The following is a 12,193-nucleotide window of genomic DNA, read 5'->3' as shown; positions in this document are numbered from 1 at the left end:
TTCGCCGCCGCATCGCTGACAGGCGGTGCCGCTCGGGCAAGCCCGAGGCGCGGCGCCGCTAGACCGGTCGCGGAGTCGCCTCGAGACCAGCGTCCGGCCGGACTAGTGGACCTGGCGGTCGGAGTCGGGCCAGTGCTGTTTGCGGAGTTCTCGTTTGAGGATTTTGCCTGCGCCGGAGAGGGGGAGGGATTCGGCTATTTCTATGGTGCGGGGGGCTTTGTAGGTGGCTATGCGGGATTTGGTGTGGGTGCGGATTTCTTCGAGGGTGACGGTGGTGCCGGGGTGGCAGACGAGGACGGCGTGGACTCGTTCGCCCCAGTCGTGGTCGGGGACACCGATTACGGCGCAGGCGGCGATGGCGGGGTGGGCTGCGAGGGCGTTTTCCACTTCGGCGGAGTAGACGTTCTCGCCGCCGGTGACGATCATGTCTTTGACGCGGTCGACTATGTGGAGGTAGCCGTCTCCGTCGAGGTAGCCGCCGTCTCCGGTGCGGAGCCAGCCGTCGGGGATGGTGGCGGCGGTTTCTTCGGGGTTGTTCCAGTAGCCGAGCATGACGTGGCCGCCTCGGACGGCCACTTCGCCCACGGTGCCGCGGGGGACCTCGACGCCTTCGGGGTCGAGGACTCGGATTTCGGAGTGGGGGACGGCGCGGCCTGCGGAGCGGAGGCGACCGGCCAGGTGGTCTTCGGGGCTGAGGAGGGTGGCGATGGGGGCTAGTTCGGTCATGCCGTAGGCCTGGACGAAACCGGCTTCGGGGAAGACCTTCATGGCGCGTTCGAGGACGGGCTGCGCGATAGGGGAGGCGCCGTACATGATGCCGCGGATGCTCGACAGGTCGTGGTTCGCCACCTCCGGGTGGTCGACGAGCATTTGGATCATGACCGGGACCAGGACCGATTCGGTGACCCGATGCGTCTCGATCGCCCGCATGGTCGCGACCGGATCGAAGGCCGGGATCATGACGTGGGTGCCGCCGAGCATGAGCTGACCGTGCCAGCCCGCCAGGTCGGCGAGGTGGAACATGGGCGCGGCGTGCAGGAAGCGCGCACCCGGGCGGAAGACGAATCCGGTGCCCAGCGCGCCGAGCGCCGAGACCGCCAGATTCGCGTGGCTGAGCATGACGCCCTTGGGATGCCCGGTGGTGCCGCCGGTGTAGAAGATGCCCGCCAGCTGGTCGCCGCCGCGCCGGGCGTCCGGCACCGGCTCCGAGGCGGCGATCAATTCCTCGTGGCCGACCGCGTGCTCGGGCGTGGGCCCGTCACCGCAGTGGACGACCGCCCGCAGTTCCGGCACGGCGGCGCGCAGGGCGGGCAGCATGGGCGCGAAGGCGTCGTCCACGAACAGCACCGAGGTGCCCGAATCCACCAGGGAGTAGGCGATTTCGGCCGGACTCCACCGAATGTTCGCCGGATTCAGCACCGCGTCCGCCCATGGCACGGCCAGCAGATATTCGTGATACCGATCGGAGTTCAACGCGAGAATCGCGACCCGATCCCCCGGCTCGACCCCGAGCCCGCGCAGCCCGCCCGCGAGCCGCGCGACCCGATCGGCCACCTCCGCGAATGTCCGCGTCCGTTCGCCACAGATGGTCATGATGCCGTCGGGATGCTGCTGCACAGCCCTGTGCAGCCCCTGCGTGAGATACATGCCGACGAGTGTTCTGCGTCACGCCCCCGATCGCCATGGAGCCCGCACCGAACTCACCGCGCCCGTTCTTGTTGGAAACTCCAACTCCTGGGCTTATGGTCGATCGCAATGAGTACGCACCCGGCCTCGCCCGATCTCGATCCGCGCCGGAACCTGTTCGAGCAAATGCACTCTGAGCTGGCAAGATTGGCCACCGCCATTGTCGACCGGACCAGGTCCGAGATCCCCGAATACAAGGACACCCGGTCGAGCTCGTTGTTACCAACAACAACGAGCATGTTGGATCAACTGGTTACCGCGCTGGCCGAGCAGCGCGCAGCCTCTGCCGCCGAACTCGCCGCGTACACCGATTACGGCCGGACCCGCGCCCGCGACGGCATCTCCCTCGAAGGCGTCATGCGGGCCTGGCGGCTGGCCACCCGCACCCTCGTCGACGAACTCGTCGCGGCCGCACCCGCTCACGGTGTCGACGACCACCTGCTTCTGAACCTCACCCGCGAGGTGCTCGACCTGGTGGACAACGCCATCCTCGCCTACTCCACCGGCCACCGTGAGGTGGAGATCGAACTCGCCGGGCGCGACAGCGAGCGGCGGGCCGACTTCATCCGCGCCCTGCTGACCGGCACCCTCCCGCCAACCGAATTGCGCCGAGCCGCACCACAGTTCGGGCTCGACACCACCACCGAATACGTCACGTTCAAAGCCCCCACCGACACCTCCGAGCAGATTCTCGAGCGCATGACCCGACCGAACCGCTGTGCCGCGATCGCCGACAGCGGTTCTCCGCTCGTGGTTTTCCTCACCACGATCGACGGCGACTCGGCCGGTTTCGCCAACAAGTCTTTCCGGCTGCCGGACGAAGGGCTGATCGCCTTCGGCCCGGCCGCCCCGCCGGACGGGTTGCATCATTCGTTCCGGGTGGCCTGCCGCACGTTGACCACCGCCGCGGTATTCGGCCGCACCGACAGCGTCTGGTTCGACGATCTGGGCTTGCTGCCCGCCGTGCTCGCCGACCCGGAGCTCGGGCAGCAATTCCACCGGCGCTTCATTGCCCCCGTCCTGCGCGCCGACAATCACTTCCTCATCAATACCGTTGCGGCGTATATCGAATCGGGCATGAATGTGGAGATCACCGCGCGCGAGGTTTTCGTCCACCCGAATACCGTCCGCTACCGCATCGACCGCTTCCACCGTATCGCCGACTGCGATCTGCGCGAGCCGCATACTGCCACCAAAGTTTGGTGGGCCATCCAGTACGCCCGCATCGCGGCACCCGACGCATCCCGCTGAGAGCGCCGCCGGAGCAGAAGACGACCGGCCGGACGCACGCTGCGGAGAATGGCGTGCGCCCGGCCGGGTTCCGCTGTGACCGGGGCAGTGCGGCGGACGGGTCGCGAGGGTGACGGCAGCCTCGTCCGGCGCGGGTGATCACAGCGGGGGTGTGCCTGGCGGGTGGCGCTGGGTGCAGGGTGCGCGACACCCGCCGGGGCACACGTTCGGGGGGTCAGTCGGCGGGCACGTTCAGGGCCGGGGCGAGGGTGCGCCAGGCGGGGCCCAGGGCGTCGGCGAAGTCGGGCCAGGTGTGCATGCCGGTGGGGGTCAGGTGGACGGTGGCGGGGATGCCCAGTTGGGTGAGGCGCTGGGCGAAACGTTCTGTGCAGGTGCGGGTTCCGGCCTCGAGCGACGAGCCGCCGCCTGCCATGCGGGCGGCGTCGAAGATATTGGGGGCCTGGGTGATGGCGGCCAGGTCGGCGGGTGTGGGCAGGCCGGTACCCGCGGAGAGGTGGATCACTGTGCCGCGCAGGTGATCCGCGCCCAGGAAACTGTCGTGGGCGGCCCATTCCGGGGAACCCGGTGGGCCCCAGAGGTTCACCACGTCGCCGCCGCGGGAGCCGACCGTCATGCGGGTGACGGTGTGGCCGAATTCGTCTGCGGTGGAATAGCATCCGCTCATTCCGGCCACCGCGGCGTAGCGGCCGGGATGCCGCTGGGCGAGCATCATCGCGCCCTGCGCGCCCATGGAGACGCCCGCGATGGCGCGCCGCCCGCTGGACTCCAGATACGCCTCCACGACCGGCGGCAGTTCATCGGTCAGGAAGGTCTCCCAGCGGTTGAGCCCGAGCATGGCGTCGTAGCGCTGCCAGTCGGTGTACATGCTGCCGACACCGCCGCTGGTGAGCACCACGTCCACCGGTTTGCCGGTGAAGTATTCGGCGGCACGGCCTTTGGTGAGCCAGCCGGAGGTGTCCTCGGCCTCGACGCCGTCGAGCAGGTACAGCGTCGGTCGCGGTTCGGAACCGCTGCCACGTAGCACATCCACCGGGACGATCCGGTGCATCGACGCCGAGGCCACATAGAGCCGCTCCCAGTTCCCGAGCCGAATCTCACTGGCCACCAGCTCCGTTCGATCGATACTCGGATCGATGACCGGGGCCGGATTGCCCGCCTCTTCGGCGTGGGCGCTCGCCGTCGCGACGGCGAGCGCCACGATCGACGCTGCGGCGCAGAACAATTCGACGCACCGGTGCGGAGCGCGGCGCCGACCGCGCACTGTCCGGCGCCGCGCCTCCGTCTCCACTCGGATCACCTCCTACATACCGCGATCAGCAGTTTCCGGACGCGGTCTCGCCGCGGAAACGTGCTTCGATCCACTGGAGCGCCAGCGGAAGTCCGAGAACGGCGGCCGTCAGATGGTCGGGCACGCCGATGGTCGCCGACTGCACCTCGACCCCCGCCTGACACCAGCGTTGCGTGGTGTTCACGATGGCGTCCACCGGAACTAGCCCGTCGATGGGCGAATGCCATTCGAACACCGGCATATTGGGTGTTCCGTCGAACAGTTCGAGACTGTTCTCCTCCACCACGGCGCGCGCGTCGGCATCGTTCATCATGGTGGTGGATTTGGCGAAGTCCAGGGCCCCGCGGCCCGCGCCGGTGGCGATCAGGTCGTTGGTGCAGCTGTTGGCCATGTTCTGCCGGGCGACCAGCCCGCGGTCGTTGAGCTGCTCGCTGAGCGGGAACCGGTCCGGGTACTCGCGCTCGAGCCCGAGCCCGGCGGCCAGTGCCAGCCCGAACACCGGATGCGATCCGAGGCCCAGGCTTTCGAGCATCTTCACCAGGTTCATGGGCACCCCGCCCGCCGCCGCGCCGGCGATCTTCAGCTCGGGCGCGTAGCTGTCGGCCAGGGCGGCCGCCCAGGCGGTGGCCATGCCGCCGCCGGAGTATCCGGCCATCACCACCGGGCTCTCGGCGAGCCGCAGGTCGTCCAGCCGCTGCACGGCGCGTATGCCGTCGAGGGTGATCTGTCCGCCCAATTTGGCTGCGCCGTACGCGAATTGCGGCCCGAGGTGGTCGGGCATGGCGAGGCTCCAGCCGCGCTGCAAGGCCACGTTGTAGGCGGGGGCCTCGCGCACCATGAGGTTCGGGTCGCTGGTGTAGAGCACATGCGACACCGAGCACTGCGCGCCGAGCCCGTTGATGATGTGCTGGTAGGACAGCAGCGGCCCGTTCGGCTGCCGGTTGCGCGGGGTGAGCACCGTGGTGGTGGCCGCGATCGCCTTGCCCTGCGAGTTGGTGGACCGGAATTTCACGAGGGTGACGTCGGTGTCCGGGAAGATGGCCAGGGCGGGCATCGCCTTGTGCGCCAGCACGTCTCCGGGTGCGTAGGACGCGATGTCCTCCGGCGCGGCGTAGAAGGGATCCGGATCGGCGGCCGGGTACATGGGTAGCGCGTGCGCGCCGGGTACGGCCGCCAGCGCCATCAGGCACCCGGCGAACAGGCTCGCCGCGCGCCACAAAGAACGTCGATACATGATCCCGTCGGCCTCCAGTTCTGCGGTTGCAGAGGAGGTTAGGGAGATCGGCGGCGAAAGTTACCCCAGAGTTCGCAATCCCTGATATCTCACAGTGCCGAATGGGCCCGCGCTGTCGCAGCTCCAATCCGGCCTGCGCGAACCGCATTCCACCACCGTGAATCATCCACAGGTGTTACCGGGGGTTACTGTGAGATCTCCAGTCCCGTCCTGAAACCTGTTCTGACGAGTATCCGAAACCTACTGTCGGGTAATCCTCGCGGCCCATCCCACCGGCCCGGAGCGGCCCGGGGAGCCAGGAAAGGAGTTCGGGCGATATGACCCCTCTCGCCGACACCGCGCACCACGACCGCGGTGAGACACCGACTCGCAGGGTGACCGTCTACTTCGAAGGCCCAGGGCCGGGCGACGAGGTGGTTCTCGAATACGCCGCGACCAATGCCGAAGCCTGGGAATTCGCCACCGCCGCGGTGCATTCCGGTCTGGCGGTGACGGTCGACGGAAAGGTGCGGCCGGACCTCCGCCGGCTGCCCTGCCGGAGCCTGTGGCGGTAACCAGTGTTGTGAACTGTCACAGGCAGTTTCGGGTCGTTCTGTCGCCACTGCACAGAACGACCCGAAACCGGCCACCCGGTGCGGCAACCTGACTACCGTGGTCCGTCCGCAGAAATCGTTTCTCAGACGGAAGGAGTAGTTCATGGCCGTCGAGAACACCGCGAGGTCCGGCCTCACATTCTCAGGTCAGCCGATGTCGTCTCCGCTCAAGGATGTCTGGGCCCTGTCCCGGCAGATGGTCGGGCATTTCGTCGAGAACGTCGCCCCCTGCGGCACGTTGCCGGGCGATGCCATCTACGGCGATATCACCGCCATCACCCGCACCTGCCTGGAGATCGCGGTCAGCATGCTCGACGGCGAGGACATCCCCGCCAAGATCGGGCGCTTGCAGGAGGCTTCGGCCCAGTGGGCGCGCGAGGGCGTTCCCATCGACACCATCCATCACGCCATCCACGAGGGCTTCCAGATCGGCTTCGATCTCGTGGTCGACACCGCCACCGCCAAATACGGGATGCCGGGCGGCGCGCCCCAGCTCGTCGTGAGCCCCGACGACTACGACAATCTCATCGACGCGGTGAAACTCGTGGTCGCCATGCTCGACCGGATGACCACCGCGGTCTCGCTGGCCTATGTGCGCGAATTGCGCTCGGTGGTGGGCGAACACCACACCGCCGTGCACACGCTCACCTCCGCCCTGCTGGGCGGGCATCCCACCTCCACCATGGCCCGCGAATGCGGGATCGAGATCGCGGACTCGTATGTCGTTGTGGCGCTGTCGATTCCACAGCACGCCGAGGAATCCGATCCGGGCCTGGACGGCAAGGTGGTGGCCCGGCGCAAACTGCGGCGGGTACAGGCCGAACTCGCCACCCGCTGCGGCGACGCGGCGCTCTCGCTGCTCAGCGTGGACGGCGGCACCGTGCTGATCCCCTGCACCACAGCGGCTTCCGGCGCACTGGAGGAACTGATCACCCAGCTGTCGCGCGCGGCCCGGGTGCCGGTCACCGCCACCGCGGTCACCACCACGCCCGAGGGTGTGCCCAATGCCGCCGATCAGGCGCACGAACTGCTCGATATGGTGCACCGGCTCGACAGCCTGCCCGGCCTCTACCGCTTCGACGATCTCGCCCTCGAATTCCAGCTCACCCGGCCCGGACCCGGCCGCGAGTATCTCGGCTCGCTGCTCGATCCGCTCGACGAACATCCCGAACTCCTGGAAACCCTGCAGCGCCATATCAGCAACAACCTCAATCGCCAGCGCACCGCGCGCGTCCTGCACGTGCACACCAATACCGTGGACTACCGGCTCAAACGCATCGGCCAGCTGACCGGCTTCGATCCGGCGCAGTCCTCGGGCCTGTGGTACCTGCGGTCGGCCCTGGTGGCGCGCACCTATCGCGCCTCCTGACGGTGCGCGCCCAGCAGGCGCTTGAGGATCTTGCCGGTCTCACCGCGCGGCAGGTCGTCGATGAAGGCCACGTCGCGCGGTACCGACACCCGGCCCAGCCGATGCCGGATGTAGGTGCGCACCATCTCCGAATCCAGCCCGGCTCCTTCACGTTTCACCACGAAGGCGGCCAGGCGCTGGCCGAACTCGTGATCGGGGACGCCGACCACGGCCACCTCGCTCACCTGCGGCAGCTGGGCGAGGGCCTCCTCCACCGGACGCGGGAAGACGTTCTCGCCGCCGGAGATGATCATCTCGTCGTCGCGGCCGGCGATGAACAGCCGTCCGGTGGCGTCCAGGTAGCCGACATCGCCGGTGTCCAGCATGCCGTCGGCCTCGTCCGGCGGCGCGGCGTTGACGTACCCGTCGAACAGCATCTGATTGCCGACGAAGATCCGGCCGGTGGCGCCGACCGGCACCGGCCGCCGATCCGGGCCCAGCACAGCCAGTTTCGTACCCAGCGGCGGCCGTCCCGCCGTGGTCGGCGAGATCCGCAGATCGTCCGGGGTGGCGATGGTCGCCCAGGACACCTCGGTGGAGCCGTACACGTTGTAGAGGATGTCACCGAAGGCGTCGAAGAAGCGCAGCACGGTCGCACCGGCCAGGGGCGCACCGCAACTGGCCACCACCCGCAGGCTCGAGGTGTCGTAGCGGGTGCGCACGGCGACCGGCAGATCCAGGATGCGCTGCACCATGGTCGGCACGGCGAGCAGCGTGGTGATCCGGTGCTCGGCGATCAGCCGCAGCGTGTCCTCGGCGTCGAACTGTTCGGGCAGGACGGTCGTGGCGCGCAGCGCGGTGCCCAGCTGCAGACCCGCCAGCCCCCAGGTGTGGAACAGCGGGCACGGGATGAGCACGATCTCGTTGATGCGCAACGGTATTCGGGAGAGCAGTGCGGCCGCCGCGCCGAATCCGCGCGGCTGCGGGCGGCGCGCGCCCTTGGGCGTTCCGGTGGTGCCGGAGGTGAGCACGACCAGTCGTCCGGGGCGGGACGGCCGGCGAAAGTCGGTGGCCTCCAGTGCGATCAGATCGTCGACGGCGATCCGCGCCGGTGCGGCGAGGCGGCCGTCCGCAGGCGCGGCGACCGGCTTCCCGATGTGAATGCGCGGTATGCCGTCGTGCAGGTACTGGACCAGATCCTCCAGATCGCTGTCCACGAACAGCGCCGACAGCCGGTCCCGCTGCACGATCTCCTCGAGATTGCGCCCGGACAGTCCCGCGTTGAGCAGCACCACGTCGAGCCCGAGTTTGCCTGCGGCGACCATGGTTTCGACGGTGCCGGCGTGATTGCGCGCCAGCAGCCCGACGGTGTCCCCGTGTGCCAGGCCGAGGGTGGCCATCCCACCCGCCAGCGCGGTCGTACGCGCGTCGATCTCCGCGAAACTGCGGCTGATCCGGTCGTCCACCACGGCGGTGCGGTCCGGTGAGTGCGCGGCCCCGGCCGCGTACCCGCCCGCGAGATTGAAGCCCCACCGCACCACCCCGCGCAGCTGCCGCACTCCGACGGCGGGCCGCGTGGTGATCACGCCGCTGGACAGGATCTGCCGCGCCACTCCGACGCCGTGCCGCACCGGTGACCCCTCCGCGTTCACCGCGACCGAATTCCGCGCTCCCCGAGCGATATCCGCCGCCCGCCCGAGCCCGTTCTCCACCCACCGCACCACCGCGGATTTGGGCAGCCCGGCCACCATCGGGTGCACCCGGCCCACCGCGAAGCAGGTGACCGTGACGACGGTGCGTTCCTCGGCCCCGCGCAGGCGGATGGAGGCGAACGCGCCCACCGCGCCGCAGTGCAGTTCCAGTCGTTCGTACCAGCGCCCCACGATCATTCGGACATCGAGCACCTGGATGCCGGTCTGCGGTGTGCCGATCCGGAAGCGCACCAGCGGACGGTCGTCGAGGGATTCCAGCGGGTCGCAGGCGCCTATGCCGGGGAAGATGCGCGGATAGGTCTGCGGATCGAGGAGCAGCGCCCACAGCGCGTTTCGCGAGATCGCCAGATCGGCGACCACATCGATGACATCGGAAACCAACTCAGTGCCAAATCTCTCACGGGCCGGTTCGAAACACTCGGGTCGGCGGATGTCATCGTTTTAGTCGCCCGCCCAGTGCTGAGCATGGGAAATCGTACGATCAGGGTTGGTTCACCAACGGCGGTCGTACAGTGTTATGAAGCGCCACAGCAGCCTTTCGGAAAGCCGAAGGCGTGGTGCCCTTCTCGTGCCGGAACGACCGATAGAACTGCCGTTCGGTGGCGAACCCGCTGGCATGCGCCACCGCCGACACCGGCAGCAGCGGATCGCGCAGCAACAGCTCGGCGGCGATGTTCACCCGCATCCGCCGCAGCACCGCGGCCGGGCCCTCCTCGAAGTCGTCGAAGATCCGATACAGCGCGCGCCGGGACATCTTGCAGCCCAGGGCGATTCGCTGGGCGGTGAGAGCCGGGTCGGTGCAGTGCCTGCGCATGTAGACCAGCACTCGCTCCCGTGCGAACGCGTCGGCGGAGCGCGGCGGCGGGCCCTGTCCGGCGGCCAGCCGCACCGCGGAGGCGAGCAGATCCAGCGCGGGGGCGGCCAGCAGCCGGGCCTGTTCGGGGTTGGTGTGCTGCAGCCGGGTCAGGTCCCGGAAGAACCGGGTCACCACGCCGACCGCGCCCTGCTCGGGGATGGCGATGGCGGTCGGCAGGTCCGCCCCGGTGAGCCCGGTCCGCTCGCGCAGCCGGCTCAGCGGCACCTGCACCACCGACATGCCCCAGTCGTCGTCGAGGTCGAAGGCGTAGGGCCGGGTGCTGTCGTAGAACACCAGCGTGCCCGGAACCACCTCGGCCACCCGGTCGTCCTGGTACAGCCGACCCCGGCCCTTGGTCTGGATGGTGGCGGTCAGGAACTCGTCGTCGGTGCGGGCGATGAGGCTCTTGGTCCGGCGGACATGCTGCGCGCCCGAACCGAGGGCCGACACCTCGACGTCACCGTAGCTCCCGCGGCGGATCCAGCCGTGGAAACTCTCCTGCGGCACCGGCGAAACCGCCAGTGGCACATAGAAATCGCTCAGATGCGCTTCCCACTGATCGAATCTCTCGGATGCCGGCACCTCGGCTCCGGACTGCAACTCGACCTGCTCGACCACCGGACAAGTCTTCCAGATTCCCGCTCGACAGGGGTTGCGTTTCCAGTAGCCAGGAGTACGCTCAGAAATGAGCCCACTCATTTTCATGAGCAGCGGAGGTGTCCTGCGGTGAGCCGTCGAGTACAGAAGGTGGTCGACAAACAGGCCCGCATCTTCGACGCCGCCGCGACCCTCTTCGCAGCGCACGGGTTCGCCACCGTCACCACCCAGCAGATCTCCGATCGCGCGGAAATTGCTGCGGGAACATTGTTTCGGTACGCGTCCTCCAAGGGCGAACTACTGCTCATGATCTACAACGAGGACCTGCGCGCCGCGCTCGCACTCGGCGCACGGCAGGCGGCCGCACACGCCGACCCGGTGGAATCGATCTGGGCCCTGCTCGAACCCATTGCCGCGGCCGCCGAGCGCAGCACCGAGAACACCGTGGCCTACCAGCGTGAACTGCTGTTCGGCGCACCCACCGAGAAGTACCGGGCCGAGGGCCTCGCCCTGGTCGAACAGCTCGAGGACCTGATCGCGCGACTGCTGGCCGGCGCCGCCCGCGAACGCGGCCGCACCTGCGCCCACCTGGACGCCCACGCCCGGCTGGCCGGCCGCAGCATCTTCGCGGTGCTGCACCTGGCCCTGGCCCAGCCCGCCACCGGAGCGCATCCGGGCCACGACGCCCGCGATGATCTACGCGGCCAGACCGCACAGATCATCGCCGGGTTCTTCGCCACCCTCACCGCACAACCGGAAGGAAATCCATGACCATCGACATCCGCAAGGTGACGGTGCTCGGCACCGGCGTGCTGGGATCGCAGATCGCGTTCCAGACCGCCTTCCGCGGCTTCGACGTCATCGCCTACGACATCGACGACGACGCGCTGACCGCCGCCAAGGGCCGCTTCGACAAGCTCGCGGCCGTCTACCGCGACGAGGTGCCCGGCGGCGGCGACGGCAAGGCCGAGCGGGTGGCCGAGGCCATCGGCCTGAGTTCGGATCTGGCGCAGGCGGTCTCGGACGCCGACCTGGTGATCGAGGCCATTCCCGAGGTGCTGTCCCTCAAACAGGAGACCTACGAGAAGCTCGGCGCGCTCGCCCCCGAACGCACCGTCTTCGCCACCAACTCCTCCACCCTGCTGCCCAGCGCCATCAAGGATTTCACCGGCCGCCCGGACCGATTCCTGGCCCTGCACTTCGCGAATCAGGTGTGGCACTACAACACCGCCGAGATCATGGGCACCGCCGACACCGACCCCGCCGTCTACCAGGCCGTGGTGGATTTCGCCTCCGCCATCGGCATGGTGCCCATCGAATTGCGCAAGGAGAAGGCCGGCTACGTCCTCAACTCACTCCTGGTGCCCCTGCTGAACGCCGGAATGGCGCTCGCCGCAGGCGGTTACGCCGAACCCGAGGCCGTGGACAAGACCTGGCGCATCGGCACCGGCGCGCCCGCGGGCCCGTTCCAGATTCTCGATGTCGTCGGCCTCACCACCCCCTACAACATCCTCGTCAACGGCGACGAGAACGCCCAGCGGCTCGCGAAATGGCTGAAGGAGAACTACATCGACCAGGGCAAGCTCGGAATCGCCACCGGCGAGGGCTTCTACAAGTACTCCTGACGC

At 68.5% G+C, this 12,193-nt stretch carries 10 protein-coding genes; 5 read left to right on the top strand and 5 right to left on the bottom strand.

The genetic code is table 11. The annotated features are described in order from the left end of the window. Nucleotides 1-102: 102 nt before the first annotated feature. Nucleotides 103-1,647 carry a long-chain-fatty-acid--CoA ligase gene (locus tag JK358_RS27950; protein ID WP_201953211.1) on the bottom strand — a complete coding sequence of 515 codons (1,545 nt, stop codon included), beginning with the start codon at nucleotides 1,645-1,647 and terminating at the stop codon, nucleotides 103-105. On the opposite strand from JK358_RS27950, the gene JK358_RS27945 reads away from it, so the two are divergent. After that, nucleotides 1,606-2,937 carry a PucR family transcriptional regulator gene (locus JK358_RS27945; RefSeq protein ID WP_504739725.1) on the top strand — a complete coding sequence of 444 codons (1,332 nt, stop codon included), beginning with the start codon at nucleotides 1,606-1,608 and terminating at the stop codon, nucleotides 2,935-2,937. The two genes, JK358_RS27950 and JK358_RS27945, sit on opposite strands and share 42 nt — an antisense overlap. Nucleotides 2,938-3,151: 214 nt before the next feature. Here the strand turns inward: JK358_RS27945 and JK358_RS27940 are convergent, their stop codons facing one another. Further along, entirely contained in the window at nucleotides 3,152-4,159 is a 1,008-nt protein-coding gene (locus JK358_RS27940) for an alpha/beta hydrolase (protein WP_232852015.1), read from the bottom strand. A gap of 91 nt (nucleotides 4,160-4,250) precedes the next feature. Further along, nucleotides 4,251-5,459, bottom strand: a complete 1,209-nt coding sequence (locus JK358_RS27935) for a lipase family protein (protein ID WP_201953206.1) — start codon at nucleotides 5,457-5,459, stop codon at nucleotides 4,251-4,253. A gap of 317 nt (nucleotides 5,460-5,776) precedes the next feature. Between JK358_RS27935 and JK358_RS27930 the strand changes: the two genes are divergently transcribed. Continuing rightward, nucleotides 5,777-6,013, top strand: a complete 237-nt coding sequence (locus JK358_RS27930; RefSeq protein WP_201953203.1) for a hypothetical protein — start codon at nucleotides 5,777-5,779, stop codon at nucleotides 6,011-6,013. 193 nt (nucleotides 6,014-6,206) lie between these two features. Further along, nucleotides 6,207-7,421 carry a PucR family transcriptional regulator gene (locus JK358_RS27925; protein WP_232852014.1) on the top strand — a complete coding sequence of 405 codons (1,215 nt, stop codon included), beginning with the start codon at nucleotides 6,207-6,209 and terminating at the stop codon, nucleotides 7,419-7,421. Here JK358_RS27925 and JK358_RS27920 read toward each other — a convergent pair. Together JK358_RS27920 and JK358_RS27915 are read right to left on the bottom strand one after the other, a co-directional pair. Then, entirely contained in the window at nucleotides 7,406-9,493 is a 2,088-nt protein-coding gene (locus JK358_RS27920; protein WP_201953197.1) for an AMP-binding protein, read from the bottom strand. The genes JK358_RS27925 and JK358_RS27920 overlap by 16 nt on opposite strands. 100 nt (nucleotides 9,494-9,593) lie before the next feature. Further along, nucleotides 9,594-10,586, bottom strand: a complete 993-nt coding sequence (locus JK358_RS27915; RefSeq protein WP_307817774.1) for an AraC-like ligand-binding domain-containing protein — start codon at nucleotides 10,584-10,586, stop codon at nucleotides 9,594-9,596. A 108-nt stretch (nucleotides 10,587-10,694) separates the two neighbouring features. Between JK358_RS27915 and JK358_RS27910 the strand changes: the two genes are divergently transcribed. Together JK358_RS27910 and JK358_RS27905 are read left to right on the top strand one after the other, a co-directional pair. Beyond that, entirely contained in the window at nucleotides 10,695-11,336 is a 642-nt protein-coding gene (locus JK358_RS27910) for a TetR/AcrR family transcriptional regulator (RefSeq protein ID WP_307817773.1), read from the top strand. After that, complete coding sequence (locus JK358_RS27905) at nucleotides 11,333-12,190, top strand: 3-hydroxyacyl-CoA dehydrogenase (protein WP_201953188.1); 858 nt, start codon at nucleotides 11,333-11,335, stop codon at nucleotides 12,188-12,190. The genes JK358_RS27910 and JK358_RS27905 overlap by 4 nt, the downstream gene beginning before the upstream one ends. Nucleotides 12,191-12,193 lie beyond the last annotated feature (3 nt).

This window comes from Nocardia acididurans, from assembly GCF_016741815.1.
Taxonomy (GTDB): domain Bacteria; phylum Actinomycetota; class Actinomycetes; order Mycobacteriales; family Mycobacteriaceae; genus Nocardia; species Nocardia acididurans.
Note: the sequence above shows the minus strand (reverse complement) of the source record. Positions and strands in the feature narration are given on the sequence as shown.

Bases quoted from the DNA above. Each gene is read 5' to 3' on its own strand.
- JK358_RS27945 (WP_504739725.1), top strand. From the start codon at position 1,606: ATGCTGCTGCACAGCCCTGTGCAGCCCCTGCGTGAGATACATGCCGAC.
- JK358_RS27950 (WP_201953211.1), bottom strand. From the start codon at position 1,647: ATGTATCTCACGCAGGGGCTGCACAGGGCTGTGCAGCAGCATCCCGAC.
- JK358_RS27935 (WP_201953206.1), bottom strand. From the start codon at position 5,459: ATGTATCGACGTTCTTTGTGGCGCGCGGCGAGCCTGTTCGCCGGGTGC.
- JK358_RS27930 (WP_201953203.1), top strand. From the start codon at position 5,777: ATGACCCCTCTCGCCGACACCGCGCACCACGACCGCGGTGAGACACCG.
- JK358_RS27925 (WP_232852014.1), top strand. From the start codon at position 6,207: ATGTCGTCTCCGCTCAAGGATGTCTGGGCCCTGTCCCGGCAGATGGTC.
- JK358_RS27905 (WP_201953188.1), top strand. From the start codon at position 11,333: ATGACCATCGACATCCGCAAGGTGACGGTGCTCGGCACCGGCGTGCTG.